Here is a 25,647-nt window from a genome sequence, read left to right on the forward strand (position 1 = left end):
AGGAGTCTTAGAGAATGTCTTTGTAAATCTGTCCCCTTGACAAGAGAATAATCTGACTGCGAGATATGGCAAATGTCCTAGCTATTTCTGCTCTCGACATCCCCTCACTTAAAAGATAGCGAATCTGCTGCACCTGTTCGGGTTTCAGTTTGCGGTTAGGACCTATCTTGCCAGGAACGAAAGGAAAGCGGTTTTTTTCTATAGAATCGCGGGAGTTATCGGCAGGAGTTCCTTCCCACAAATGATCGGGGTTGACACAACCGCGATCGTCGCAACTGTGACAGGCAAAATAACCCGGTTTGATCGATCGTCCCAGTTTGTTTTCCAGTACCAGTCTGTGAGCGTAGAAACTTTTAGTTTTGCCATTAATTTTAGTACCCTTAATGGCGTAACCATCACTTCTTTTAGCCAGGATACAAATCATGCAGCCATTTGGCTGTATTTCGGCCCGAATGCCGGGAATTACTTCTATGCCTCGCGGTACTTTTTGAGGTTTAGGAGCAGATGTGCTTCCTACATCTTTAACCCGTCCTTTTCTAAACCTATCTTGAGAATTTTCCAGCCTAGAACCTTCCCATAAATGGTTGGGATTAATGCAGTTACGGACATCGCAAGTATGACAAGAAAAGTATTCTGATCTAATCGGACGACCTAAGATATTTTCTAATACTAAACGGTGAACTGTAAACGTTTTCCATTCACCGTCAATCTTAAGTCTTTTGTTGGCATAGCCCCTGCTAGACTTGGTTAAAGTAGAGATAATACAGCCATTCGGCTGAATTTCACCAAAAATACCAGGAATTACCTCTACTATGTTATCGTTCATCTGTACAACTCCTAGTTTATTTAGGTGCTGGATTGGCATCCCCGCAATCGTTTCAAGACTGCGAGGTTGCTTTTTGTTTGCCATCATTGCCACACTAAGGTGCTTGTAAATCAGGAAGTAAAAAAAGCATTAAACAATCAATTATTGTCTTTCTGCTGTTTCTACTCGGAACCTTTCCACCGATGTCAAAAGGTCGCGAGCAACGCCTACCAAATTTTGCAAAGCACCGGAAACTCGCTGCGCTTCTTGGGACGTTTCCTGAGCAGTTAACTCGACAGCTTGCATCACAGCGGCCACCGAACGAGCTGTTTCGTTCTGCTCCACAGTGTCCGCCGTAATCGATCGCACTAACACGTCAATGCGATTGGTAACTTGAATGATATCTTCAAGCGATCGCTTCGCCTGTTCTGCCAATCTTGTCCCCTCAATCACCTGCTGCGTCCCTTCTTCCATCGCCGTCATTACCGCGCCGGTTTCACTTTGAATTTGCATCACGATCTGCTCAATTTCTTTCAAAGACTTCGCCGATCGATCTGCCAACTGCCGCACCTCATCCGCCACGATCGCAAAACCCCTACCCGATTCCCCAGCTCTCGCCGCCTCAATACTAGCGTTGAGAGCCAACAAATTCGTCCGAGAGGCGATCGCCGCAATCAAACCCACAATCTTAGAAATTTCTTGAGAAGCTTCCGCCAACCGCTTGACTTTTCTCGTGGTTTCTGCTACCGTTTCTCGAATTTCCAAAATCCCGGCCACCGTCCGCTCCACAGCCTCGCCCCCTTTCAGAGCCGTTGCCGCCGCGCCCCGGGCCACTTCTTCCGCCTCTCTAGCACTCTCTGCGACCCGCTGAATCGCATCGGTGAGGACTTGCACCGAATTCAGCGTCGCCGCCAGTTCCTCAGCCTGCCGCAGCGCATCAGAAGACAAATCGCCCGCAAACTTGGCACTATCCGTAGCGCCTTTGCTAACCTCCCGAGCCGCCTGCTTCACCTGATGGACGATTTCGCGGAGGTTTTGAATTGTCAAGTTAAACGAGTCAGCAACAGCACCCAAAACGTCTGCCGTCACTTCCGCCGTCACCGTCAAGTCACCCCGAGCCGCTCCTTCCACGTCATCTAGCAAGCGAATCACTTGGCGCTGCAAGTCTTCTTTTGCCTGTTCCTGTTCGTCAGACTTGCGTCTGGTATCGCTAATCGTAGTTTGGATCACCTTCGCCATGTGGTTGAATTTAGCAGCCATTTTGCCAAATTCATCTTCCGAGTAAATCGTTGCCCGAGCGTCCAAAGTTCCTTGAGATACCGCATCGAACTGAGCTTGCAAATTGTCCGAGGACTTGCGTACCTGCTTGGCGATCAACTGGCCGATACCCCAAGAAGTCAAAAAGCTCGTAAAGCCTGCGGCAGCCGTCATTACCCAGCCTGTTTGGCGCAGGTAAACGATCGCCTCCGGCTTGTCTTGCTTCAGAGCTTGATAGGAGGCAATGTTAGTCACGAAAGCCACAGCTACCAGAGAAACCAATCCAGCCCCGATTGCCGTGTACAACTGTTTGGTAAACAGAGGGGCATTTTCCAAGAAAGCCAGTCCGCCCTGTTCTACAGTCACCGAACTATCGATCGCCTCACTTTCTGTCGGAGCAAAAGTCGGCACCGACGCATCAGCAGGGCCGGAAATGCTAAAAATCTCATCGTCTCGAATTGCCGAGCCGTCGCTATTGTCAAAGTCCAGACCGCTGCCGCTCGTACCCATCATGCCGCTGGTCGAGTTGCCGAAATTGGTGTTACCTCTAGTCAGGATCGAACTGTTGGCATCTTCTGAGATATCAAAATCCGGCAAATTGCCCAAATCGTCAAAATCGTCAAATTCGTCTAAAAAGCCGCTGTGTTCTTGAGCGTTCCCAGTTCTTGACGACCAGTCGCTGCTGTTCTTGGTAGCAGCCCCGAAAGCAGTCGCTTGCTCGTTTTCGTCGAGAGAGAAGGAATCGCTGAAAGCGTCGTCATCAAAAGCATCTAGCTCAAAGCTGTCCATGGAGCCAAATGCCTGCGGTTCCGAGTCGCCGTAACCATTGCTGTTAGAGTTTGAGCGATCGGCAGAATTAAATTGTCCCCGGCTCGACCTTTGACTCTGAGAATTGGGGACAGCACCTCCCATCAACAGCGTTTCGTCTTCCGCCAGCGAATAATTTGACGAGTATTCCGAGTCAATATTCGGCTGCTTGCTTTGCGATCGAGAAGACCCAAAACCCGAGGACATCGGCTGAGCAAAAGGGTCTGCCTCTTCTGGCAGAGGTGGCTTCTGACCTTGATTTTGCCCGGTCACGGGCGGGGATTGATAGTCGTAGTCGTCATCATTCAAGTCGAGTTCGTCTGGCAAATCGAGCGGCGCAAAAGGTTCGCCAAAATTGTCAGACGGCCCAGTGGGGGAGTCTAATTGCTCCGAGTCGAAGGAATTCCCGGTTTCAGAACCAGCAAAACTTTGACCGTTGAGTACCTGAGTTGGAGCTTCTGAAAACAACTCTCCTGAATAAGGCGCCTTGGAACCAGAAACTTTGCTATCAGACAAGTCACCAGCATCAAACCCTGGGTCATCTAAGCCAAAAGGATCTCCCAAGTCCGAGCCAAATTCGTCCATGTCTAGCGGCTCGGACGCATCAGCATAAGCTGCCATTGCGCCGCTGTCGCCAGCAAAGGGGTTAGTTAAATCTTCGAGAGAGGTTGCAGCACTGCTACTGCTGTCTTGTGGTTCCCACTCCAACCCGCTCATCCCCAAATCTGCCAAGTCCTCGTTTTCCATGTCCTGTGGCGATTGACTCCCATAGGACATGGATGGAGAATTCCCTTGGAAAAGTGCTAAATCCGGGTCTTCCAACCCTTCCTCCATAGACAAGTCTGGGTAGAATTCCAATTCAGTTTCCGCAGACAAAGCCTCGAAACTTTCCGTGTGCAGTTCTCCGGATAAAAATTGGTCTGTGTGGCTAATACCGCCGTGAGCGTGTTCGACCAAACTCGGGTCGTCACTCAGGCTCAGCACCACCATGTACTGTTCCCGTGCCACCTCATACTGTTGCAGTCCGTAACAGTAGATGTGCCCGCATAGCAGCCGAGCGCTGGGGTCTTCGGGAAAATCTTCTACTAATTGATAAACTAGGGCCGCGGCTTCTGAATAGTTGCCATCCATGTAGGCCGCTTCTGCCCGTTGGTAGTCCTGCTGAAAGTTGGTACTTGTTGCCATTTGCCGCCCTCTTTTGATTTTAGATTTTAGATTTGAGATTTTAGATTTTTATCTTGCTTGAATGTTTAGATGCGTGCCTCAAGTCCTGTGACTGTTGATAGTTAGACCCCAATCGAAAATCGCAAATCGCAAATCTAAAATCGATTTCACGCTGCCCACCGCGCAGAGCGCAGAATTTTCACTTGATCTAGCAGTCGGAGCACTTTAGTCGCTGGTGCACCTAACATCCATTCTCCCCTCAGAAATGGAATCATGCCGTCTGGTGCATTGTTCTGAGAGTGCAGTTGGTCTACGTCGAGCCAGTCCATCCCCACAATTCGATCGACTGCCAGCCCCAAAATCGTATCTTGGTCTTCCACAGCCACGATCGGGATTTCGGGTCGATCGGTGTTCAGAGGTGTTTGGTCTCCCAGAAATTGGCCCAGATCTGCCACCCAAATCACTCGTCCTCTCATGTTTAGCGTACCTAAAAGCAAGGAGGAAACGTTAGGAATGGGTGTCATTCGGTCTGGGGAGGGGGATAGCACCTCTCTAATCCCTGTTGCCGGCAGTGCGAACTCGTTCCCCGAAGGAACGTAGAACCGCAGGTGCAGCTCGCCTTCGGGAGTTTCTAGTTCCTGGAATTCCGGAGCCTGATCTATGCCTTGTCCTGGTAATATAAAGTCTGGGCTGCCACTAATCATAATTCTTCTCTCTGGGAAACCCACATCGTACCCCTACTCAAGTCGGTGTTGGGAGGAAAATGGGAGCTCGGTCTATGAAACATAACTATAACCGTCCTTTTTGTAAATGTGTTGGCAGTATTTATGACTAATTCCTTGCACCAATCCTGCTTCAGTTGAGACCTTAAAACTTCCACTGGTGCAGACAGCCTTTTTTCTACATAATTCCCTATTTTGTTGCTGCTATTAACTATCTGATACTTTTACCCTGAAGATTGGGATAATTTTAGACTTCCTGCTAGATGCTAAGTACAACACGAGCGAGCTCGGACATTAGCGATCGATATTTTATCCCACAAAGCTTTCCCCAAAATCTTTACAACCGGGGAATCTCTAGAAATTTCATACCCACAGTCAGGAAACTTACAATTTGGGCAACCACCCAATTTTAAGTATAATTTTTCCCACGGCACGAATGTTTTAGAGGTGGGTTCGTCTTTGCTCCCAACTAACTTGGAACCGTCAAGGCAACACAAGTTTTGTAAGGTTTTCCTGAATTTTTGCCAGCCAAATTCATCATTGATGTCGCCGTTTTACTCCTTAAAATGCGATTTTTTTGAATTACTCTTTTATACATCTCAAATGTCGGAAAAAATATAAAATCGTAAGTTGTGGCAAAAGCAGAAGCAATTTGTTTGTCACATTCCCAACCTAAATCATGAATCCTGGTTTTGAATGCTGCCAGCGTTCTAGGGATGCACCATTTAGGAATTAAACCTGATGTTTTTAGCACCATTTTCAAACCTCGCTTTCCTCGACCCTTGCCGATTTTGATAAAACCTTGATGTTCGTCTAGGTAAGCAATTAAAATGTTGTAAACTTTGCGAACAGCGCTCACCCACTTTTTCCGGATTACCCCTAATTTCTGGCACGGGTAAACTTGGTAACTAACGGTCTCGGCATACTTGCTATTGGTATTTTCTGAGTATCGCGCCCAGGCTGCAACTAAAGATGTGGATGATGGCGAGGACATCTTCAACGATTTCTTAAATCGGGCTAAAGTAGCCAGATTTGAGAACCAATATCTCAGTTTTTGTGGGCAGGTTCGGACATGAGATAAAATTGAATCCAAACCTGCACCAACCAGCTTTGCAGGCAATGACAACCAATCCGACTTCATTTGACAAAACGGATTCCAGTTTGGTTTGAAGGTCTTTTCTTTTGAATTTGAGTCCTGATCCGATGTCGGTTTAGCCATAAAGCCAGCGTTTGCTTTACTTGGGAAATTTAACAGAAGATGTCTTGTCTGTTCAGATAATTCAGTCTGCTTGAGATTTGAAATTCAAGGAATCATTGCTGTGCCCATCGGTTTTGGCGATCGGCTGCAAGTGGAGAACAAATATATTATATTTGCACTTTGAGCGACTTCGGCCCGACAGCGATCGAGAAATTGAACTGAGTTTTACTGACGCCGGACGGCCAGCTCGCAAATTTATACATTCTAGTTGATGGTGCGATCGCCCGCAGCAAGGAGCTTTCTCTCTGTGACTGCCGGGACTGCCCTGGGTTGCTGGGATACAAAAAACCTCCCGTGCCATCAGTGCGGAATTTATTGGCTTATAATTCGTGTTCTAGCGATCGGCTTAATAATTTTTCCGAGAGATTGGCCGGAGGATAGCCCGGGCCTACATATTTTTCTACCAGCATTAATAACTCGCTTTCGCCAAAAGGTTTGGTGAAGTAGTCAGTCGCCCCCGCCATGCGGGCTTGAACGCGATCGATAAATCCGTCGATCCCTGTCAACATGACAATGGGCGTGTGCCGGAAAGCACTAGAATTTCGCAGCATCGCGCAAATTTCGTAGCCGTCGAGTTCGGGCATGGCGATGTCGCACAAAATTAAATCGGGTTTGAGTTTAAAAACTAAACTCAGGGCTTCGAGGGGATTGCTGATGCCAGTAGCTTCGTAACCCTGTTCGTTTAAAATTGACTCAACTGTTTTGCGAATCACATTGTCATCGTCTATACAGACAACTCTCTTGACCTTGGTTTCTGGAGAAGACCATTCTATTTTGTTGTTGCCAGGGACAACAGAAGGCTGGAAAAATACTTGCACCAATCCCTGCTGCACGAAAGGGTAAATCGCCTTGGCGACAGTCAGCACGTCTCGGTTGAGGTAGCGCGCCATTTGGCGGATCGAAGTGTGACCGTCGGCCCAGCGTCTGAGAGTATTAAAGGTATTGGCAGGGAGCGCGACTCGGAGCTGGGCGGGATCTGAAATCATCGGGCATTGGTTGGGCGACTGAATGTGAGGGTGAAACTGCTTCCACTGCTGCACCTGTTGGACAATCTTCGCCAGCAGCGAGCTAATTTCTAAGCTGGTGAGTTGAGGAGCCAATGCCGATCCCATTTCAAAAGTGAAGGAACCCTGGTGGAGGCTGAGCAAGTCAAACAGGGTTTCGTGGATCATGCTGTGGATGATGTTGCGCCCTTGAGCTGGGGTGAGGGTGTGGTTTTCTAGCAGGGCCCACAGGTAGGCGTATTCTGGGGCATTGGTAGATGCCATATAGGGAACTTGGATTTTGTCAAGGGCGGTGTCTGCTTTGTAGCGGCGCAGGTAGTCGCGCAAGCGAAACAAACTGCCCGCACTCTGGGTAGCGTAAATAATCTGACCGTTGAAGCAGAAGACATACCAGGATTGTCCTGCAGGGGAGCGCTGGGTAGGTAGATTACCCGAGTTGCCGATGAAGCTGTAGGCCTCTACGAACAGTTCTCCGGTGCGCTGACCTAACTCAATCAATTGCAGGATGCTGCGGATGTCAATTTCACTCAAATTTCCCTGCATGCAGCTAAAGTATCCTCCTTAAAACCGTTGGCGTCTGAAATCGGAAAGACTGTGCGATCGCGCTCATATTGACTTTAGTTTCTGTCAATAATTTACCTGTCAACTGTCAACTGTCAACTGTCAACTGAATGAAGGGCTTGATGCCACTGGCACAATTAGGAATTGACGAAAGGGCGATTTTCTCTTGTTGACATACTCCCCAGCTATGGAGGCCTGGGGATTTTGAGCTTCGGGCAGCAATTTCAGGCATCAGCCTGTCTAGAATTAAGTCTTACAAGCCGCTTATAAAAACCTAGGCAAACCTAGGTAAACTCTGCGGTATAAGTTTGAAACATTCTTTCTTAGCGCTTTACGCTTCCTCAGTATCGAGGTTGACCAAGAAACTCCAGTTAGAAACACTGTAATAATCACAACGACGTGATATCATAGCGGAACGTTTGATTTTTTTATTCAGTTTGTTCCACTCGCTCCAAACGTGCTTTTCTGAATTCACTTCAGAATAGGCGGTTAAGGAGCAAGGTATTTTTTCACTTAACTTGCGTGCCCTACGAGCAATTACCAGTGCAGCCGCTTCGTCACTAGCTAAGCCATACATTCTCAGGTATTTCACCAAGCTGATAATGCTTGAATAAGCTGGATTGACCGTTGTCAACTCAATCCCACGATTCGACAAAATAGAACTGAGTTGTTTATAAAACTCACTATACGCCCAACCCGACAACATTCGAGCATACTTTCTACCTTTCTCTCGCAGCGATTGCTTTTTTGTTGAGAAATCAAGTTCTTCACAAACCACAGGACATTCAAATTCTGTGGCTTTTGCAGCTAGTTGCAGACAAGCATCAACAATTTGAGCCTGTTGCTTGCCGGAGGGTAAACCTATCTGCAATGGGATCTGCCCTTTGGCTTTGAGATTCCCTTCAGAATCGACATACACCCACCCAATAGAACCGGGATTTATGTCGATACCAATGCAACCGTACATTCTCTCTCTCGAAACCTGCTTCACGGGATTTGGGGTAAACTGCACAGCAGCAACCCACTTTCCATTCTTACGGTAGAAATGCCAGGTTTTAGCACCGCATTCTGGCAGTCTGTTTATGTTGTGGCTAAAATCACCAATCTCAGATGACAGGGTTTTTCCAAATCGCGACTCTAAGCATTTGGGGACTCTAAAAGTTATTTTATGCCCATTCCACTGGCAGACTTGATTGCCAAAAGACTCATCCTTAGAGCCGACAACAAAAATATCCCTCATCGGGATGAAGACTTTGACTGGCGAAAGCCTTAAATGTTCTACTCTGTTAATTAACTCAGTCAGTTTACGCTTTTTGTTGTGAATTTGAAAGCGCAAATTCTGCCAGTTTGTGGATTTATATTGAAGTGAGCAGGCTAGGGGGAAATTGCAACCTATTTTTGATTGATGCCATTTTTTCTTGGCATAGAACTTACGAGCTAATACCAACTTGCGTTCGGATTTTTTGAGCCACGCACCAATAGATTTAATTTTTCCTTCAAGAGCTTTTAGATGTAAAATCCTGTGTTCTTTAGCACCATCTACACGACCCTTGGCAGAACTGATTACACCATTGGCGTGGCGCTTATTGATGCCGTAGGTTTGCTGTAAATGCGTGTTCCAATCTGATTTCTTGAACTCTGTACCTAAAAGTAAGTGGTCAACTGTTTCAATGCTTGCAGCCCTAAAAATTGGGGCGTAAGCTTCTAAGAACATCTCGAAATCTGTAAATCCTAGTTCGTTGAGTTCGTGTACTGGTGTGGGCAAGCCTTTGCAATAAGTTAGGGTAGCCATTGATTCGACCTCTCAATGTGTTTATCTCTTCGTATGTTAACAGCTTTAAAGCTCTGCTAACTCGCCAATACTCATCAATCTATCCATTGGCTTACCGAGAATCTAACTACTAAATCCTGGGTAAATCTAGGTAAATTGTTAACAGTCATCACCCCGGCATTGGTGCGTGGGGTTTATGACACACACAATTGTCTGGGCTTTTCGATCGTCGTCCAACGCTGGCAGGGACGACTGGTTCAAGTCTTCGACCGCCAAAATTTTGACGTTTACCTTGCGCTGTGCGTCCTTGCGGTTGGGTTCTGTCTTAAAGCATTGACCTTTTTGCTCAAGAGTAGATCTCGATGACAGGCTCGCGTGATTCCACTATTCTAAGGCAGCGCGGTTCAAATCCCTAGTCCGCCTGCGGAGGAGACCCGATGCTGGGTAATTAAAGGACGAGATGGCGATCGACCCGCAGCCAAAGCCTGATACAATCAATGAAAGTTTTTGACTGACTGATCTTTTTCGGCTTTGGGCTATGGCAGTCCCCCCAGTTTTGCTAGTCTTGAATCAAGCGGCATTGATACTGCTCTCCCATTGGTTCAGAAAGCAGGCGGCGGCAGTGCTTTCTAGACGCAGTGCGAGAGAAGCAGTGCTCTCGGCGAGTGCTGAAGACAGTTGTTCAAGGATGCTATTCCCGATCGGGCAAACGACACCAAAGAGAGGACTATTAGTGTGCTGTATCTAGCAGAAGTACAAAAACAGAGAAGCGGCTTTGGTCTCGGTGGCGGTAAGGCTGAACTGAAACTGCTAGCTTGTCAGCGGGGCGAACACAACTGGAGCGCCGTACCGGGCGATGACGCGATCCCAGTTGAGGAAGCTAATAAGTTTAACGACGGCACGCTGGTGCTGGTGGAGTTGAGCGCTAACAAGCAAGTGCAGCGGATTCAGGAGGCTGCCCGCCAGTTGGTGAGCATTCTGCAAAATTTCTCCCGCTTGCAGGACAAGTTTAAGGATAAGGAAGAGGAAATTGAGCAGTGGAAGGCTTCTCTGACGTTTTCGAGTCAGGAACTCAATCGCCGGGAAATGGAAATGCAAGCCCGCGAAGAGCAGTTGGCTCAAATGGAGGAGGAGTTGGAGCGCCTGGAGGCTCAACGCTCGGAAATTGAAAATACTCGAGATGAAGCTAACCGACTGCGAGAAGAGGTCGATCGCAGCCGCGCGGAGATGGAGACGGCTTGGGAACAGTTGCGGGGCGAACAGCAGCAGGTGGCTCACCAGCAGTCTCAGGCTCCTCAGGGGGCAGTTGTTGACGAGCAGCAGGCATTGAGAATTCAGGAGTTGATGAACAAGCTGGGAGGAGCAATTTCTGCGGCCCAAGGAGTTCGGGAACAACTGAATCAGTCTTTTGGTGTTGTGGGCGCTCAGCAGGCAATTCTGGATTTGCACTGGCAGCAGTTGGAGCAAAAACGCACAAACGCTCAGCAACAGCAGGAAGAGGTCGATCGACAAAATCAGAGCCTCCAAAGCCGCTGGCAGGAATGGTATCAATCCCAAGATGCTTTGGCGCAAGCTCGGGCCCAACTGAAAGGGCAGCAATGTACCCTCGGCGCTAAGCAGGAGCAGGCTCAGTCTATGTCTGTCCAGGTGAAGGCTGTTGAGACTATGTACCAGCAAATCTCCGGGCTGGCGTCTGGTTCGGGTGCTGGGGCTGTGGAGCAGGTAGTAGATGTGTCTGCTCTGGAGCGGATGCCGGTTGAGGAATTACAGGGGCTGGTGCAACACCTGCAAGAGGATTTGGAAAAGGTGTTCCGGTTTGTTAACGATCAAGAGGAGGAGTTGACTCTCCAGCGGGAAACAATCGAGGAGTTGCAAGCCAAAATTCAAGCGGCTTCCGAGTACGATCGCATGGCTTTGGAAAATGAAATGGCCGATGAACTCGAAAGTTATCAGATGTTGAATGAAACTTTGGTGGGACAGCGCCTCCGCTTGCAGGAACGGGAAAATGTTTTGAAGCAGCATCAGGCGGTGCTGTGGCGTCGCTTGGGTACTGCTAATCCTCAAAAAACAGAACCTGGACAGATTGATTTGGGGCCGATCGTCACACAGCTCAATACTCAACGCCAGCAGCAAAGCCAAGAATTGCAACGGCTGGAAACCGAAATTCAGCAGGTGCGGGAGTCAATATCTCAAATTGAGGGAAATGTCAACCGTCAAAATGGGGAAAGTGAAGCGAAACGCAATGAACTTAAGCAGTTAGAGCAGACTTTGTTCAGCCAGAAAGGTGCTGTGGCGGAACTCTGGGGCCGGGTGAATGTTTATCAAGAAATGTTGCAACCGGTGCAGGACAATTTGAGCGGGCTGCGCCAAAAGCTGGAAGCGGTGGGGGGAGAACTCGATCGCGTACAGCAAACTGGAGAGCAGCAAGATCGGGTTGTTTCGGATCTGCGGCAAGCTCTTTCGAGTTTTCTGCCAAGCGCCTAAAATTAAATATCGATCGCGATCCAAGGGTTTTCAACTCGGGCGATCGCTCCTCCAGGAAATGGATCGGTTTGCGATCGGTTGGGCGCTGCGATTAAGCTGGTGAGTTTTTCTACGCTGTCAAAACTGGGTGCACAGGGCAATATTTGTAGCAATACCTGTCGCATTGCTCGCCGTTGCAATGACAGGGGTGCTTCTCGTAAAATTGGGCGATTTAACTTGACGGGGAGTTGAATTTGCAACTGCGGGTTGTCTGTAGTTGGAGAGATGGCTCGCTGTAGTAATTCACTGGCTGCAATTTCGAGATATTCGACATCGGCGCGCAGGAGTTCGGCTGTTTGGGCGAGGGCTTGTTGGGCTTTTGGGTTGAAATGAGTTTCTAAATAAGGCAATAATTGCGATCGAATTCGGTTGCGCGCATATTGCAAATCTTGATTAGTGGAATCTTCCCAAATTGGTAGTTTTTGCTCTTGACAAAATTGACCTGTTTGCGATCGGGTGATTTCCAGCAACGGACGAACCAAGTAGATTTTAGGTTTGGGATTTGGGATTTTTGATTGGGGAGTTTGATCTAAATTGTGCGATCGCAAATCGGCAGATATTTGGAAATTGGGATTGTCGCCAGAATCTCCCAATCTAAAATCTAAAATCGGCAATCGCAAATCGGCAAGGGGGCGCGTCCAAGTCAGGGCGGAAAGTCCGTCGGCGCCACTACCGCGAATTAGGTTGTAGAGGAGTGTTTCCGCGCGATCGCTGGCTGTGTGGCCTGTGACAATGTAGGGGTAGTTGTGGGCGATCGCAACTTCGGTTAAAGCTTGATACCGCCACTTTCTGGCCGCTGCTTCGGTTTTGGGGATGTCCGAGGCTGTTTGCAAATAATAGGATATTCCGAAATTTTTAGCTAAATTTTCTACATGATTTGCATTAGATTGGGAATCAGAACGCCAGCAGTGATCGCAATGAGCAATGGCTAGATTCCACCCCCATTTGGGCTGCAAATCCAGCAGTAATTTGAGCGTACACAGAGAATCTTGCCCGCCGGATACTGCTACTAACAATCCCTGATTTGAGGGCAAGATTTGTCGTTGTAGCAGTGTCCGGTGCAGTTGAGCGTGGAGGTGCGTCCAATTGGAAGATTCAGGCATTACAGTTGATAGTTAGCAGTTGTCAGTTGTCAGCTTGTCAGTAGTCGTAGGGTGTGTCGCCATCGATACTACCCAACAAAAGACAGAAAATCGATCGAGCGACGCACCACCGACAATATTTGACTACACAAACTCAACTAAGGATCGCGAATTAAATAACTTATAATTTTAACTACTTATTGTGGGATGGGCGTCCCGCCCGTCCAAAAAGGGCCAGCGGGCGGGACACCCCACAAACTTGTGTAAGTTATTAAATTTTCGTTCCTAAGAGCGTTGTAGCAAGGATTTTTTAATTGGTATCAGTTGTTAGTTGTCAGTTGTATGAAGGATGCAATTAGAAGCTCCTCAACTCAAAACTCTGAACTTAAAATTTAAAAATCTTCCTGCTTTCCCTCTCCCGTAAGTAGCAGCTTAGCTCCACATTCCTCGACTGTGGGGGTTGCTGTCTGGATACCTAGAAATAGGAAAATCATTACTTATTTCTGTTGAGTCCGTGACATCTAATGGCTCATTTGTATCAATTTGCTCTGAGTCGGAGCTATCTTCGGCGTTGTTTTGGGCGGTGTCTGATTCTTCCGGTGCGGCGGGAAGGGCTTTTTGTTCTTTCACCTCAGGTTCGATCGGAATGAACTCCAGACGCAATCTAACTTTTCCTTGTGTCCAGCCTTTTCCTGAACTTAAAAGCTCGCAATCCATGCCGTCTGAGAATAATCTTTCTTCTAGCAATCTTGAATTCAGAATGGTCATATATTCGTTGACTTTGAACGTACATTGATACATCAAAGCGCTGGTAGGAGCCGACAAAACATCGTCTTCTTTGAGAAATATTTGTGAATCGTCCATATCAATTGTCATTTTAATGAAGGAAGAAGGAAGAAGGAAGAAGGAAGAAGGAAGAAGGAAGAAGGAAGAAGGAAGAGGGAGTAAAATTTTACAGTCTCAGTAGTTTAGCAAAGTGGGCATTGCCTTTGTGTCAACTTAATATCAAACGTAGTAATGGTCTAAGGTACGTAGTTGGGCTTTAGCCCTCTTTATGCGTATAAAGAAAGAGGGCTAAAGCCCAACTACGTACCTATCTGTAACCTTGCCTAGCCCTTAAGAAGGGGGGACAGGAATAGATACAAAGGATTTTAGGCTTAAATTGACACACTTTGCTGGAAATAGCTGCCTACAACTGGAGATTATATTAATCCCTATTCGGTGATTTATTCTGTTTCTCTGGGACTGATTTGTGGTTCAGAAATTAGAAAAACCAACCGTAGGAATGCAAACCTTTGCCTAACAGATTGACGCCTAGATAGCAAATCCAAACTACTACAAAACCTGTGGCGGCTAAAATTGCTGGGCGTCTTCCCTGCCAGCCGCGAGTGATGCGGGCGTGCAGGTAGGCTGCAAATACTAACCAAGTAATCAGCGCCCAAGTTTCTTTCGGATCCCAACTCCAGTAAGAACCCCAAGCTTCGTTAGCCCAAACGGCACCGGCAATAATCCCAATTGTTAGTAAGGGAAATCCTAAACCGATGATGCGATAGCTAATGTTATCAAGAGTTTCTGCTAGATTCAAGCGCTGGGGCGAGAGAAGTTCTGAGGTTTGAGTTGCCGCGGTTGATGCGGTTTGAATTGTTGCTGATTCTAGGACTGCGGTGGCGCCAAAACCGTTATTGTTGGAGTTGAAAGACGGTTCGCTGAAAGCTAAGGCGCTGTCGCCTACTGTTTCGAGGGTTTGAGGTTCGGGATTTTGTAGGCGTTGCAGGCGGTAGTTGCCGTTGCGGTTGCCGTTGGTGCCGAAGGAACTACCTGTGAGTTCGATTTTTTGGCCGCGGGTGACGATTAAAAATGCGATCGCCAGCAATGCTCCTACCATTAAAGTTGAGTAACTGAGCATCATGACGCTAACGTGCATCATCAGCCAGTTGGATTTGAGGGCTGGTACTAGGGGCTCTGCCGATTGCATGGTGTCGGGCAGAGTCAGGGCTGCAAAGGCGGATATTGCCATTGCTACGGGGGATGTGGCTGCTCCGACTAAGCGGGAACGGCTCATGTTTTCCGCGACTAGGTGGATGGTGGTGATTCCCCAAACTAAGAAAAATAGGGATTCGTAAAGGTTGCTGAGTGGGAAGTAGCCGGCTTCTATCCACCTAGAACCGAGTAAGGCGGCGATGGAGAGGTTGGCGACGGCCATTCCTGCGGTGCCCAAGGCCCAGAGGTAGGGAATGCCGGGGAATGCTGTACCCACCCAGTAAATGAGCATTGTTGCGAACAAGATGGCGAAGGAGATGTTGTCCAGCCAGTTCTGAAGTACGACCAGATCCATATAATTTACTCCGGTAGTGTTTTTACTTATTTTTTGCTAACTAGATCGATCGTACTGGGGTTGGGCAGTTTTGGGTTTGAGATTTTGAATTTTTGTGGCAATTCTGAGTTTTTGGCGGTGGTTGAGGTAGGGGGCCCCGGCGCGGCGGGCGATCGCCCGGGCCCATCAACCCACATTCTGCACCCGCAACTAACACAAGGGAACTGATAATTTCTCCAGAGCAAGCTTGGGGCTTTCAACCAATTCTTTCTGGTAAAAATCAGCAATTAGCAGTAAGTAAGCCACCTATGACTCCACAATATTTAACAATTTCGACGCCAGCTAATATCTCAACTCACAGCAAATTAAGCAACACTTAAAATTATAAACAGAGATGAGATTACTAACCTTGTAAGATTACGATTGATAAATTTGCCGAATTTCGTCCAGGTTGTTGGCTGCGAGCATATCAGAGGCGATCGCCTGCAAAACACCCACATCAGAAATTTCCAAAATTTCCTCAAGCAGCAGCAATCCTTCATCTCCGAATTTCAGTCTTAAACCGAGTTCGATCGTCTGGATAAATGCTTGTTTAGTGCGCGCCCGTTCCTCCAATAACTGAGCATCTTTTTGAGATAACTGAGCATCTTTTTGAGATAACTGAGCATCTTTTTGAGATAACTGAGTATTTTTTTGTACCGCCAGTTCGTCGCCTGTAGGAATGGAAGCGCCACCAGCAGAGCACCAGCGCAACCAAGTACCAGTAACATTTTCAAATTCACCTTGCCACAGAGTTAGTCCCAAACCGACTTCGGGAAACCAAGCATCAGTTTTAGGCACGTAAGATTGATTGTGCAATTCAAAGATTCGCAGCGTACTGCCTCTCAACTCGCGTAGCGGATCGTACACAACATAATACGGGATTCGCATTCGAGCGTAATCTATTAATTTGCTGCCCAATTCGTTACTTGGAGTTGGAGAAACAATTTCGATCGCAATTTCGGGAGGTTTGCCAAATTCCCAAAATAAATACGATCGCACTTGTCTTTCCCACCAATCCTCAGCACCAGTAATATTGATACTCAGAAAAACATCCGGGGCGACTCCCGGCTGACGCACGCTGCTGAACAAACCGACATTTGCCGCCGCAATAAAGGGAACGGTAATCCCCGTATCGCCACCGCTATATAAAACCGTTGTCAGCAATCGCTGCTGTTTTTCGTTGATGAAGCTGTCCAAAGGAGTATCGTCTTCTAGAACTAAGTTGCTAATATCTGGCAACTGACTCGGATCGAGGGTTAATGGCTCAGACATAGGTAGTCGAGGTGAGAACTATCTGCCACAACAACTATAACAGAAGGGGCATGGGGCATGGGGCATGGGGCATGGGGCATGGGGCATCTTCGCCTTTATAAAATTGGGAATTGGGAAAAAGGAAGAAGGAAGATTTTCTTTCTTCTTCCTTTGCCAACGGACTTGATATTACTCGCAGCTAGAATAAAAAAATATTTCCCAAAACACTTGACAAACTGGCGAGCATACCCGATAGTAGTAATTCGTGACCAATGCGGAACTGGCGAAATTGGTAGACGCGCATGATTCAGGTTCATGTGGTGCAAGCCTTCCGGGTTCAAGTCCCGGGTTCCGCATTCCCAAGGCAGAAAAAAGTTTGGGGTTGACCCGATACAGGTAATAACCCCATTCGCTCTGCTGAATTAAGAAAATGCTCACAAGTATTCAAAACCCCTTAGTAAAAGAAATCCGCAAACTCCACAGCTCTAAGGGACGCAGGGAACAACAATTATTTTTACTCGAAGGTACGCATTTGCTCGAAGAAGCTTGCGCGGCCAAATACCCGTTAGCAACGGTTTGCTGCACTCCCGAATGGCTGGATCAGCATGGGAAATTGTGGGAACAAATTGTTGGTTTAGCCGATCGCACAGAATTAGTCAGTGCCAAAGTCTTAGAGTCGATCGCCACTACAGTCCAACCCGACGGCATTATCGCCACCGCACCCCGTATCGCCACACAACCCGCAGAAATCTCAACTTTAGGTATAGCTTTAGAAACCATCCAAGATCCCGGCAACTTGGGGGCGATCGTCCGCACCGCCGCTGCTGCTAATGCCGACGGCTTGCTGCTGAGTTCAGACAGCGCTGATTTAGACCATCCCAAGGTGCTGCGCGCCTCAGCAGGAGCTTGGTTTAAGCTGCCAGTAGCAGTCACTCCAGATTTAACCGCCGAAGTCTCCGGGTATAAAAATCGCGGGATGCAAATTTTAGCAACCGTTGCCGGCGCCAGTTTAACTTATTGGGAAGTTGATTTGCGAGTGCCGACTCTGATCGTTTTGGGCAACGAAGGTTCTGGTTTGTCAGCCGAATTGAGAAGTTTAGCCGATCGACAAATCCAAATCCCCCTCGGCCGCGGCGTAGAATCTCTCAATGTGTCGATCGCCGGAGCCCTCATCTTGTACGAAGCTCAACGGCAAAGAAGTCATTAGTCATCAGTCATCAGTCATTAGTCATTATCTGTTGGGGCGGGTTCATCAATATCTGTAATATCAGTTCCGGTTGCACCGGAATAATATAGAGGAGACGGCAGTGCCGTTTCCCTACAATTAATCTGGCGCGCAAGAAACGGCACTGCCGTCTCCTAATTTGGGCTACTAATAATTCCGATGCTACCGGATTTGACATAACTTCATATTCAGGGTATTGAAAAGCTGCTGGGCATTTAAAGTGTATTTTTTAATTGCGTTGTCCGAAAGCATCTCCCCATCTCCCCCTCTCCCCCTCTCCCCCTCTTCCCTCTACCCCCCATCTCCCCATCTCCCCATCTCCCCCTCTTCCCCTCTGAGATTTAGCGCATTTTGTTTAACATGATGCAACTGCAAAGCTTGTTTGCGGGTACTCTCGTACCAACATTGCAGGCTTCCATGAAATAAATGTAAAGAAGTGTAGCCAACTGCTCTCACAAATGTTAAGATTCTTAACATAAGTAGCATTGTGCACCCCCAACCAAAACCTAACCTGAGAGGGTTCTGACTGGGAGTAACAGCTAGCTACCATAAAATTAAGCCTCTTTAAATGGAAGGAAAGCGCAAGTCCCCGCCCGCTTTTCTTCCCAGCTAAAGCTAGGGGTTTGCTACGCCGCAAACCTTTAGAGGCACAGATCCTCAGCGGGAAAAGCTCATGAAAACTCTTAAGTCCTCAGATACAGATTCTGTTCGCGCTTACTTGCGGGAAATCGGTCGCGTTCCGCTGTTGACCCATGAGCAAGAAATACTCTTCGGGAAACAGGTACAGCGCTCAGCCGCACTGCATCAGGAAAAAAATATTTTAGCCGAAGAGTTAGGCCGCGACCCGACGGCGGCTGAATGGGCACAGACAGTCGGGCTGTCTGAGGCACAGTTGCAGCGGACGATCGACAATGGCGAAAGGGCAAAGCGCCACATGGTGGAAGCTAACCTGCGCCTGGTTGTGTCTGTTGCAAAAAAATATATCAAGCGCAATGTAGATTTACTCGACCTAATTCAGGAAGGTACGATCGGGATGCAGCGGGGAGTAGAAAAATTTGACCCGACTAAGGGCTACAGATTTTCAACTTATGCTTATTGGTGGATTCGTCAGGCAATTACCCGGGCGATCGCCGAAAAAGGTCGCACCATCCGCTTGCCGATCCACATTACCGAAAAACTCAACAAAATTAAAAAGGCTCAGCGCCTGCTAGCTCAACAGCTCGGCCGCGCGGCTACTGCTGCTGAATTGGCGTCAGAGTTAGATTTGACTCCCAAGCAAATTCGCGAATATCTCGATCGCGCGCGCCTGCCACTTTCACTGGACTTGCGCGTGGGAGACAATCAAGATACTGAGTTGGGCGATTTGTTGGAAGATACGGGTACTACTCCAGAAGATTTTGCCCTGCAAGCTTCCCTGCGGACTGACTTAGACCACCTAATGGCGGAACTGACTCAGCAACAGCGAGAAGTCCTTGCTTTGCGGTTCGGTTTAGAAGACGGGCAAACTTTAACTTTGGCAAAAATAGGCGATCGTCTGAACATCAGTCGGGAACGGGTGCGTCAAATTGAACGGGAAGCTTTAACCAAACTCCGCAAGCGCAAGCAAGATATCAACGATTATCTCGCTAGCTAGCTAGATGGGAATGGCGATCGGGACACAGGCGATCGCCATTTTCCAATCTAAAATCGTAAAAACCGCCGCCTTTAATTCGGTTGTACCCACTTGGTTGCTGCGACTGTCCTGCTACATTAGTAATTACTTGGTAATAAATAGCAGCAGCGATCGGATAAGGGTTATTTAATTTAACCGCCCGCGTCTAAAATAACAAGCTGTCTCTGAAACGGAGGTACTCGTGAGCAACTCATCTAATAAATCCCCTGAATTCTTTGAAGAAGACGGAGAAAATGCTAATTTATTATGGCAATACGTGCAGTCAATGGCTCCCGACACTGTTTCTCAGTTGTCTAAGCCGACTTCTCACGAAGTGTTTCAAGTAATGGAGCGAAATATTGTCGGGCTTTTGGGGAATTTACCTTCGGAACACTTCGGGGTGACAGTGACTACCAGTCGCGAACATTTGGGTAGATTGCTCGCCTCGGCTATGATTAGCGGCTATTTTCTCAAAAATGCCGAACAGCGAATGACTTTTGAAAAGTCCATCCAAGCTAGTGAGAGACACGGCTCGGATGATTAGTTGATTATTAACATTTAAATCGTACAAGTGTCAAGCCCCCTTCGGAAGATGGGGGCTTAAATTTTTAGATTTTAGATTTTAGATTTTAGATTTTAGATTTTGGATGGGTAGATTGCTGAATTGAAACCCAACACGAAAGTTTGCAGCCAGACTTTTATGAGACGGTATTAGTTGTCACTTGTGATTTGTTAATAAAATTGATAATATGATTAAATTATTAATTTTTAATTACAATAGATCGCACGGGTTGCCATCTAGCTGGTTGTTTCACCGTAATACTTCGTTACAGCCCACAGTTGCGGTTAAAAAAACGGTAAGTACGAAACTAGCAGTGCGTCAAAATTACCAATCACCAATTCCCAATTCCCAATTCCCAATTCCCAATTAATATGTCTCTTTCTCCTGTGGCCCACAAAGTTATCGGCGTTGCTGCGATCTGGAACGATCGCCAAGAAATTTTGATTGACAAGCGCCGACAACACGGACTGCACGGCGGTTTCTGGGAGTTTCCGGGCGGTAAAATAGAGCCGGGAGAAACGATCGAAGCTTGCATACAAAGGGAAATTATGGAGGAGTTGGGGATTGTGGTAGAAGTTGGCGATCGCCTGATTACAATTGACCACGACTACACTAAATTTACAGTTAGGCTTTACGTGCACCACTGCCGCTACATCAGCGGGGAACCGCAAACGATCGAATGCGATGAAATTCGCTGGGTGACACTCGACGAAATTGACCAGTTTACTTTTCCCAAGGCAAACGAACAGATTATCGCTGCCCTACGTTCAAATTGAACTTTAGGGAATGGGGCATAGGGCATAGGGCATAGGGCATAGGGCATAGGGCATAGGGCATAGGGCATAGGGCATAGGGCATAGGGCATAGGGCATACCTCACCACGCTTGAGAACCGCTATATCAAATTCGGTTGCTTGCGACTGACAACTGTTAACTAACAACTAACAACTAACAACTAACAACTAACAACTAACAACTAACAACTGACAGTTATTTCTGAATAGGCAGGGTAAAGTGAAAACAACTGCCTCGATCGGGTACTGAGTCTACCCAAATTTGACCGTAGTGGGCGCGGATGATGCCTTGGCACAAAGACAGCCCAATGCCGTAACCGTCTGTTGATTTATCTCGCTGCAAGCGATAGCTGTCTTCAAAAATGCTCGCACAATCTTCTTCGGGAATTCCTGGGCCGCTGTTACCAATGCTGACTTGAACTTTGTAAGCAGTGCGGTGCAGTATGGAAATACTTACAGTTCCTTGCTCTGGCGTGTACTTGCTGGCGTTGTCCAGCAGGTTGACTATGACTTGTTTGATGCGATCGGGATCGGCATAAACCAAGGGCAAATCTGCGGGAATGTCTGTTTCTAAGTTCAGACTTTTAGCCTGAAATTTGTCTTGAAATTGCAGGATTACATCTTGACAAATCGCCCTCAGTTCGATTTTTTTGGGTTCCATGTGGAGTTGAGCGTTAGTACCCCGGGCTGCTTCCAGGATATCTGTAATCATGCGATCGACAATTCGGATTTGGCGGCGGGCTTGTTTCATCAAATGAGCCGCCAGAGTCGGTGTCAAACGGGACTTTTGCCCCTCCTTTACCTTCTGATTTGACTCCAAAGTCTCCAAAGCCAAAGATGCGGCCGTTAAGGGATTTCGCAAGTCGTGAGCCAGCATCGCAATAATCCTGTCTTTCAACTGCAACTGCTCTTGCAGGTGTTCTTTTTCCTGTTTGAGCCGAAAAACTTCATCCGCAAGCTGCACGAGTTCGGTGGCGCAAGCAACCGAATAGATGGGTTTTGGGTCGGCCAGATTGGCAGCCAGAGCCGAGGTAGACTGCTGCTGAGCTGCGTATTCTTCTACAGAACGCTTCCAGCGGGGCCACCAATGTTCGAGTTGGGCGATCAAATTGCTGCCGGCGAGAGTTTGTCGGGGATCGGGATGAATTTTGAGCAGCGAGGGAGTGGCTACAAGTTTAAAGTGTTCGGCTAAATCCGGCTGTTCTCCTACGTCGATGACTTGAAGCTCAAAGTCGCACTCTGCCTTCAAAGCCTGTAGGGACTTGCGGATGTGTCTGGTCTGTTCCCTGGAAGAGGGACGCTTGTCTACGAACAGCAAAAGCTGTAAAAGCGGTGCAGGATTGGTCGGCTGTTCGGGAGAACAGTCGGTGTCGTCGTTGCCGGATGTTGGATTGACGCTGTTGACTTTTTCGATCGGGTGAAAATAATTGACCATTGCCGAGCCGAGTTATTTCACTTCTACTTTAATTTAATACTTACTTTAGATTTATGCTATTGTCCGATGATTTCATTACGGCGGGCCAATGACATTTTTGAGATGGAAGAAAAATGAGTCGCTGCGGGTAGTGGTTCAAGTGGCGGCGGCCTTTTTTGTGCTGTGCCTGCTGCTGACGCTGCACCGCTACTACAGCTTTTACGCTACATACGACCAAGGCATTTTCAATCAACTTTTTTGGAACGGCACTCGGGGTCACTTGTTTGAGAGTTCCCTGTCTTCGGCTTTGTCCACTAACGTGGTTCACCAAAATCAGCTCCCGTCTGTATCTTACTATCGGTTGGGGCAGCATTTCACCCCAGCGCTGATGCTGTGGCTGCCAATTTACTCGCTGTTCCCCTCTCCTGTTACTTTGACGGTGTTGCAGGTGACTTTAATTACGGCGGCTGGTTTAGTCCTGTACGCTCTCGCCAGACACCATCTAGAACCGCGACTGTCGGCGACAATTGTCGTGAGCTATTACGCAGCTAACGCCGTTATCGGCCCGACTTTGGGTAATTTTCATGATTCTTGCCAAACTCCGCTTTATGTTTTTGGCTTGTTGCTGGCGATGGAGAAGCGCTGGTGGCCGCTGTTTGGGATTCTGGCAACTTTAATGTTAGCCGTGCGAGAAGATGGGGGAGTTGTGTTGTTTGGGGTGGGGGCTTACATGATTTTGAGTCGGCGCTATCCTCTGACTGGCTTGGCTGTGTGCATTCTCAGTTTTGGTTACATGATTGCTTTGACAAATCTGATTATGCCTTTGTTTTCTGCTGATATTTCCGAGCGGTTTATGATGGAACGCTTCGGTCAATATGCTGATGGTGATGAAGCTTCGACTCTTGAAATTATTTGGGGAATGGTTAGCAATCCCGGGCGGTTGGTGACTGAGCTATTTACGCCCTTTTTTGGTAAGATTAGATACCTACTTGGTCAGTGGTTGCCGTTAGCTTTGGTTCCTGCCGTAGCGCCCGCATCTTGGACGATCGCAGGTTTCCCGCTGCTAAAGCTATTTTTAGCTAAAGGAGAATCTGTGCTGGCAATTAATATTCGCTATGCGATGACTGTGGTTCCGGGGCTGTTTTATGGGGCAATCCTGTGGTGGGCTGGCCGTCAAAAGGAAGAAGATAGAATTAAAAGGGGAGAACAAACAATTTTGCGTTTTCCGAATGCGGTGTTTCCTTTCCCTTCGTCTTCGCAGTTTCGCCGCTTTTGGGGGTTTTGCATCTGCTTGTCGCTATTTTTTACCTTCACGTCTAATCCTAATCGGACTTTTTCGTTTATTTTGCCCGATGCGATCGATCCTTGGGTGCAGGTTCCTCTCATCAGACAGTGGCAGCACGTGTCTCAAGTGCGCCCGCTGTTAGCTCAAATTCCTGATAATGCTAGCGTGGCTGCAACGAATACTATTGTGCCGATTTTGTCAAGCCGCCGGGAAATTCTCCGGTTTCCGATGTTTGAACTGCGGAATGATGCGGGAGAGGCAGTGAAGATGGAATATGTAATTGCCGATATGTGGCAGTTGCAGCAGTATCAACCTGCGTTTCGCCGGGAACGCGGACAGTTGCAGCAAATCGTGCCAGCGATCGATCGAATGTCCAAATCTGGAGACTACGGAATTGTTGGCTTTGAAGACGGTGCGATTTTAATGCGTCAGGGCGCTGCTTCTAATTCTGCATCGGTGGCTGCTTGGGATCGTTTTCGCCGCGAGTTGGAACCGATTTTGAAGCAATCTTGAGGGTGCGGGCGATCGCCCGAAACTGTCGGTTTAGGCCAAATATTCCAGAAACCGGGCCAGAGAGCAATTGCTGCAAACACCCGGTTTCTGCATAATTTTCCGTCCTTGTTGCTGCCAAAAGTCAGCCCTCGGGCATAGATTTGCGATCGATCAACATTTTAGGCTGTGGATCATACAATAAAGTAGTCAACAATAAACATTAAGATATATAAATTCTTAGGAGGGGAGAAAGATGAAAATTTTGGTATTGGCATGGGAGTTTCCTCCCAGAATAGTCGGCGGTATCGCCCGCCACGTATCGGAACTGTATCCAGAATTGGTGAAGCTAGGGCACTCGATTCACTTAATTACAGTAGAGTTCGGTCACGCGCCGATGTACGAAGTGGTTGAAGGAATAGAGGTGCATCGTGTAGTAGTCGGGCACGCCAAGGACTTTTTTCACTGGGTGGCGAACCTCAACCAAAGCATGGGGCACCAAGGCGGCAAACTAATGCTAGAAGAAGGCCCCTTTGATTTGATCCACGCTCACGATTGGCTGGTGGGAGATGCGGCGATCGCCCTCAAGCATACCTTTAAAGTACCGCTAATTGCCACCATCCACGCCACCGAATACGGGCGCTTCAGCGGCCTCCACAATGACGGGCAGCGCTACATTAACGCCAAGGAAAACGACCTCGCTTATAACGCTTGGCGCGTCATTGTTTGCAGCGACTATATGCGGCGGGAAGCCGAACTTGTACTATCGACTCCGTGGAACAAAATAGAGGTAATTTACAACGGAATTAGATCGGAAAAAAAGCCGCGCAGGGACGAATTTGACGCGATGGATTTCCGCCGCAAGTTTGCAGCAGACGACGAAAAAATAGTTTATTATGTAGGCAGAATTAGCTACGAAAAAGGCATTGCTGTATTTCTCAATGCAGCACCTCAAGTAATTAGGGAAATGGGGGGTAACGCAAAAATTGTTATTGTTGGTGGTGGCAATACAGACCATCTCAAAGTTATGGCTTGGAATTTAGGAATTTGGAATAAGTGTTATTTTACGGGTTTCATGTTTGAGGAACATCTCGACAAATTCCAGACGGTGGCTGACTGCGCGGTTTTCCCCAGTCTTTACGAACCTTTTGGGATTGTAGCATTAGAAAGCTTTGCTGCAAGAGTACCTGTGGTGGTGTCGAATGCGGGTGGCTTACCGGAGGTGGTGCAGCATACAAAAACTGGTGTTGTTACTGAGGCTAACAATCGCGATTCTTTGGCCTGGGGGATTTTGGAGGTACTGAGAAATCCTGGTTATGGGCGATGGTTGGTTGACAATGCTTATGAGGATTTGGAACGTCGATTTAGTTGGCCGAAGTTGGCAATGGAAACCGAATGGGTTTATCAGCGCGTGGTGGAGGAAAGGGCCGAGGTTGATTGGTAAAACAGACAGTTGACAGTTGACAGTTGACAGTTGACAGTTTGCAGTTGATAGTTGACAGCTTGCGCTGAGTTTGTCGAAGGGTTGACAGTTTACAGAAACAAATGTGGCAATTCTCAAGTTACTGAATTGGTAATTGGTAATTGGTAATTGGTAATTGGTAATTGGTAATTGGTAATTGGTAATTGGTAATTGGTAATTGGTAATTGGTAATTGGTAATGGGAA

The 25,647-nt window shown here is 47.6% G+C and carries 23 protein-coding genes and 1 tRNA gene; 10 read left to right on the forward strand and 14 right to left on the reverse strand.

What is annotated here, in order from left to right; genetic code table 11:
- Positions 1-7: 7 nt before the first annotated feature.
- From JGK14_RS12345 to JGK14_RS12375, 7 genes are all read right to left on the reverse strand, one after another.
- Positions 8-826 (reverse strand): HNH endonuclease, encoded by an 819-nt coding sequence (locus JGK14_RS12345; RefSeq protein ID WP_325315124.1) that lies wholly within the window; start codon positions 824-826, stop codon positions 8-10.
- 141 nt (positions 827-967) lie between these two features.
- Entirely contained in the window at positions 968-4,054 is a 3,087-nt protein-coding gene (locus JGK14_RS12350) for a methyl-accepting chemotaxis protein (RefSeq protein ID WP_293180677.1), read from the reverse strand.
- A 146-nt stretch (positions 4,055-4,200) separates the two neighbouring features.
- Positions 4,201-4,734: a chemotaxis protein CheW gene (locus tag JGK14_RS12355; RefSeq protein WP_293180800.1), complete on the reverse strand. Its 534-nt coding sequence runs from the start codon at positions 4,732-4,734 to the stop codon at positions 4,201-4,203.
- 490 nt (positions 4,735-5,224) lie between these two features.
- Positions 5,225-5,749, reverse strand: a complete 525-nt coding sequence (locus JGK14_RS12360; protein WP_325315125.1) for a hypothetical protein — start codon at positions 5,747-5,749, stop codon at positions 5,225-5,227.
- 286 nt (positions 5,750-6,035) lie between these two features.
- On the reverse strand, positions 6,036-6,314 hold the full coding sequence (locus tag JGK14_RS12365) for a hypothetical protein (RefSeq protein ID WP_293218375.1): 279 nt from the start codon (positions 6,312-6,314) through the stop codon (positions 6,036-6,038).
- A 19-nt stretch (positions 6,315-6,333) separates the two neighbouring features.
- The gene (locus JGK14_RS12370) at positions 6,334-7,560 is read right to left on the reverse strand and encodes a response regulator (RefSeq protein WP_293180683.1); all 1,227 of its coding nucleotides are present in this window, start codon (positions 7,558-7,560) and stop codon (positions 6,334-6,336) included.
- Positions 7,561-7,909: 349 nt separating this feature from the next.
- Positions 7,910-9,292 carry an IS200/IS605 family accessory protein TnpB-related protein gene (locus JGK14_RS12375; RefSeq protein ID WP_325315126.1) on the reverse strand — a complete coding sequence of 461 codons (1,383 nt, stop codon included), beginning with the start codon at positions 9,290-9,292 and terminating at the stop codon, positions 7,910-7,912.
- Between the two features lie 735 nt (positions 9,293-10,027).
- Between JGK14_RS12375 and hmpF the strand changes: the two genes are divergently transcribed.
- Positions 10,028-11,833, forward strand: coding sequence for a pilus motility taxis protein HmpF (hmpF, locus tag JGK14_RS12380; protein ID WP_325315127.1), 1,806 nt, complete (start codon positions 10,028-10,030; stop codon positions 11,831-11,833).
- A 2-nt stretch (positions 11,834-11,835) separates the two neighbouring features.
- Here the strand turns inward: hmpF and tilS are convergent, their stop codons facing one another.
- From tilS to ccsB, 3 genes are all read right to left on the reverse strand, one after another.
- Positions 11,836-12,975 carry a tRNA lysidine(34) synthetase TilS gene (gene tilS, locus JGK14_RS12385; RefSeq protein WP_325315128.1) on the reverse strand — a complete coding sequence of 380 codons (1,140 nt, stop codon included), beginning with the start codon at positions 12,973-12,975 and terminating at the stop codon, positions 11,836-11,838.
- Between the two features lie 411 nt (positions 12,976-13,386).
- Complete coding sequence (locus tag JGK14_RS12390) at positions 13,387-13,818, reverse strand: KGK domain-containing protein (protein ID WP_325315129.1); 432 nt, start codon at positions 13,816-13,818, stop codon at positions 13,387-13,389.
- A gap of 400 nt (positions 13,819-14,218) precedes the next feature.
- On the reverse strand, positions 14,219-15,289 hold the full coding sequence (gene ccsB / locus JGK14_RS12395) for a c-type cytochrome biogenesis protein CcsB (RefSeq protein WP_325315130.1): 1,071 nt from the start codon (positions 15,287-15,289) through the stop codon (positions 14,219-14,221).
- A gap of 33 nt (positions 15,290-15,322) precedes the next feature.
- Here ccsB and JGK14_RS12400 point away from each other — a divergent pair, with 33 nt between their 5' ends.
- Positions 15,323-15,496 (forward strand): hypothetical protein, encoded by a 174-nt coding sequence (locus tag JGK14_RS12400; protein ID WP_293202939.1) that lies wholly within the window; start codon positions 15,323-15,325, stop codon positions 15,494-15,496.
- A gap of 189 nt (positions 15,497-15,685) precedes the next feature.
- Here the strand turns inward: JGK14_RS12400 and JGK14_RS12405 are convergent, their stop codons facing one another.
- Complete coding sequence (locus JGK14_RS12405; protein ID WP_293180698.1) at positions 15,686-16,582, reverse strand: Uma2 family endonuclease; 897 nt, start codon at positions 16,580-16,582, stop codon at positions 15,686-15,688.
- Between the two features lie 253 nt (positions 16,583-16,835).
- On the opposite strand from JGK14_RS12405, the gene JGK14_RS12410 reads away from it, so the two are divergent.
- A tRNA-Leu gene (locus JGK14_RS12410) sits at positions 16,836-16,917 on the forward strand.
- 74 nt (positions 16,918-16,991) lie between these two features.
- Complete coding sequence (locus tag JGK14_RS12415) at positions 16,992-17,768, forward strand: TrmH family RNA methyltransferase (RefSeq protein ID WP_293206365.1); 777 nt, start codon at positions 16,992-16,994, stop codon at positions 17,766-17,768.
- Between the two features lie 10 nt (positions 17,769-17,778).
- On the opposite strand, the gene JGK14_RS12420 is transcribed toward JGK14_RS12415, so the two are convergent.
- Positions 17,779-17,964, reverse strand: a complete 186-nt coding sequence (locus JGK14_RS12420; protein WP_293218387.1) for a hypothetical protein — start codon at positions 17,962-17,964, stop codon at positions 17,779-17,781.
- A gap of 113 nt (positions 17,965-18,077) precedes the next feature.
- A complete protein-coding gene (locus JGK14_RS12425) occupies positions 18,078-18,263 on the reverse strand; it encodes a hypothetical protein (protein ID WP_325315131.1) in 186 nt (61 codons plus the stop codon).
- 196 nt (positions 18,264-18,459) lie between these two features.
- On the opposite strand from JGK14_RS12425, the gene JGK14_RS12430 reads away from it, so the two are divergent.
- From JGK14_RS12430 to mutT, 4 genes are all read left to right on the forward strand, one after another.
- Complete coding sequence (locus JGK14_RS12430) at positions 18,460-19,419, forward strand: RNA polymerase sigma factor, RpoD/SigA family (protein WP_293180704.1); 960 nt, start codon at positions 18,460-18,462, stop codon at positions 19,417-19,419.
- A 220-nt stretch (positions 19,420-19,639) separates the two neighbouring features.
- Entirely contained in the window at positions 19,640-19,981 is a 342-nt protein-coding gene (locus JGK14_RS12435; protein ID WP_172187001.1) for a DUF760 domain-containing protein, read from the forward strand.
- A gap of 205 nt (positions 19,982-20,186) precedes the next feature.
- Entirely contained in the window at positions 20,187-20,369 is a 183-nt protein-coding gene (locus JGK14_RS12440) for a hypothetical protein (protein ID WP_293180707.1), read from the forward strand.
- 1 nt (position 20,370) lies between these two features.
- Entirely contained in the window at positions 20,371-20,775 is a 405-nt protein-coding gene (mutT, locus tag JGK14_RS12445; RefSeq protein WP_293180710.1) for an 8-oxo-dGTP diphosphatase MutT, read from the forward strand.
- A 213-nt stretch (positions 20,776-20,988) separates the two neighbouring features.
- Here mutT and JGK14_RS12450 read toward each other — a convergent pair whose 3' ends face one another.
- Complete coding sequence (locus JGK14_RS12450; protein WP_293190152.1) at positions 20,989-22,227, reverse strand: histidine kinase; 1,239 nt, start codon at positions 22,225-22,227, stop codon at positions 20,989-20,991.
- A gap of 88 nt (positions 22,228-22,315) precedes the next feature.
- Here JGK14_RS12450 and JGK14_RS12455 point away from each other — a divergent pair, with 88 nt between their 5' ends.
- Positions 22,316-24,004, forward strand: coding sequence for a DUF2079 domain-containing protein (locus JGK14_RS12455; RefSeq protein WP_293180716.1), 1,689 nt, complete (start codon positions 22,316-22,318; stop codon positions 24,002-24,004).
- 232 nt (positions 24,005-24,236) lie between these two features.
- A complete protein-coding gene (locus JGK14_RS12460; protein WP_293180719.1) occupies positions 24,237-25,424 on the forward strand; it encodes a glycosyltransferase family 4 protein in 1,188 nt (395 codons plus the stop codon).
- Positions 25,425-25,647: the final 223 nt, after the last annotated feature.

It is taken from the genome of Microcoleus sp. PH2017_28_MFU_U_A (assembly GCF_020738035.1).
Classification (GTDB): Bacteria; Cyanobacteriota; Cyanobacteriia; order Cyanobacteriales; family Microcoleaceae; genus Microcoleus.

What these genes read in the sequence shown, in the direction of transcription:
- JGK14_RS12345 (WP_325315124.1), bottom strand. Translation starts at nt 826, where the DNA reads ATGAACGATAACATAGTAGAGGTAATTCCTGGTATTTTTGGTGAAATT.
- JGK14_RS12350 (WP_293180677.1), bottom strand. Translation starts at nt 4,054, where the DNA reads ATGGCAACAAGTACCAACTTTCAGCAGGACTACCAACGGGCAGAAGCG.
- JGK14_RS12360 (WP_325315125.1), bottom strand. Translation starts at nt 5,749, where the DNA reads ATGTCCTCGCCATCATCCACATCTTTAGTTGCAGCCTGGGCGCGATAC.
- JGK14_RS12365 (WP_293218375.1), bottom strand. Translation starts at nt 6,314, where the DNA reads ATGGCACGGGAGGTTTTTTGTATCCCAGCAACCCAGGGCAGTCCCGGC.
- JGK14_RS12370 (WP_293180683.1), bottom strand. Translation starts at nt 7,560, where the DNA reads ATGCAGGGAAATTTGAGTGAAATTGACATCCGCAGCATCCTGCAATTG.
- JGK14_RS12375 (WP_325315126.1), bottom strand. Translation starts at nt 9,292, where the DNA reads ATGTTCTTAGAAGCTTACGCCCCAATTTTTAGGGCTGCAAGCATTGAA.
- tilS (WP_325315128.1), bottom strand. Translation starts at nt 12,975, where the DNA reads ATGCCTGAATCTTCCAATTGGACGCACCTCCACGCTCAACTGCACCGG.
- JGK14_RS12390 (WP_325315129.1), bottom strand. Translation starts at nt 13,818, where the DNA reads ATGGACGATTCACAAATATTTCTCAAAGAAGACGATGTTTTGTCGGCT.
- ccsB (WP_325315130.1), bottom strand. Translation starts at nt 15,289, where the DNA reads ATGGATCTGGTCGTACTTCAGAACTGGCTGGACAACATCTCCTTCGCC.
- JGK14_RS12405 (WP_293180698.1), bottom strand. Translation starts at nt 16,582, where the DNA reads ATGTCTGAGCCATTAACCCTCGATCCGAGTCAGTTGCCAGATATTAGC.
- JGK14_RS12415 (WP_293206365.1), top strand. Translation starts at nt 16,992, where the DNA reads ATGCTCACAAGTATTCAAAACCCCTTAGTAAAAGAAATCCGCAAACTC.
- JGK14_RS12420 (WP_293218387.1), bottom strand. Translation starts at nt 17,964, where the DNA reads ATGTCAAATCCGGTAGCATCGGAATTATTAGTAGCCCAAATTAGGAGA.
- JGK14_RS12425 (WP_325315131.1), bottom strand. Translation starts at nt 18,263, where the DNA reads ATGTTAAGAATCTTAACATTTGTGAGAGCAGTTGGCTACACTTCTTTA.
- JGK14_RS12430 (WP_293180704.1), top strand. Translation starts at nt 18,460, where the DNA reads ATGAAAACTCTTAAGTCCTCAGATACAGATTCTGTTCGCGCTTACTTG.
- JGK14_RS12440 (WP_293180707.1), top strand. Translation starts at nt 20,187, where the DNA reads ATGATTAAATTATTAATTTTTAATTACAATAGATCGCACGGGTTGCCA.
- mutT (WP_293180710.1), top strand. Translation starts at nt 20,371, where the DNA reads ATGTCTCTTTCTCCTGTGGCCCACAAAGTTATCGGCGTTGCTGCGATC.
- JGK14_RS12450 (WP_293190152.1), bottom strand. Translation starts at nt 22,227, where the DNA reads ATGGTCAATTATTTTCACCCGATCGAAAAAGTCAACAGCGTCAATCCA.
- JGK14_RS12455 (WP_293180716.1), top strand. Translation starts at nt 22,316, where the DNA reads ATGACATTTTTGAGATGGAAGAAAAATGAGTCGCTGCGGGTAGTGGTT.
- JGK14_RS12460 (WP_293180719.1), top strand. Translation starts at nt 24,237, where the DNA reads ATGAAAATTTTGGTATTGGCATGGGAGTTTCCTCCCAGAATAGTCGGC.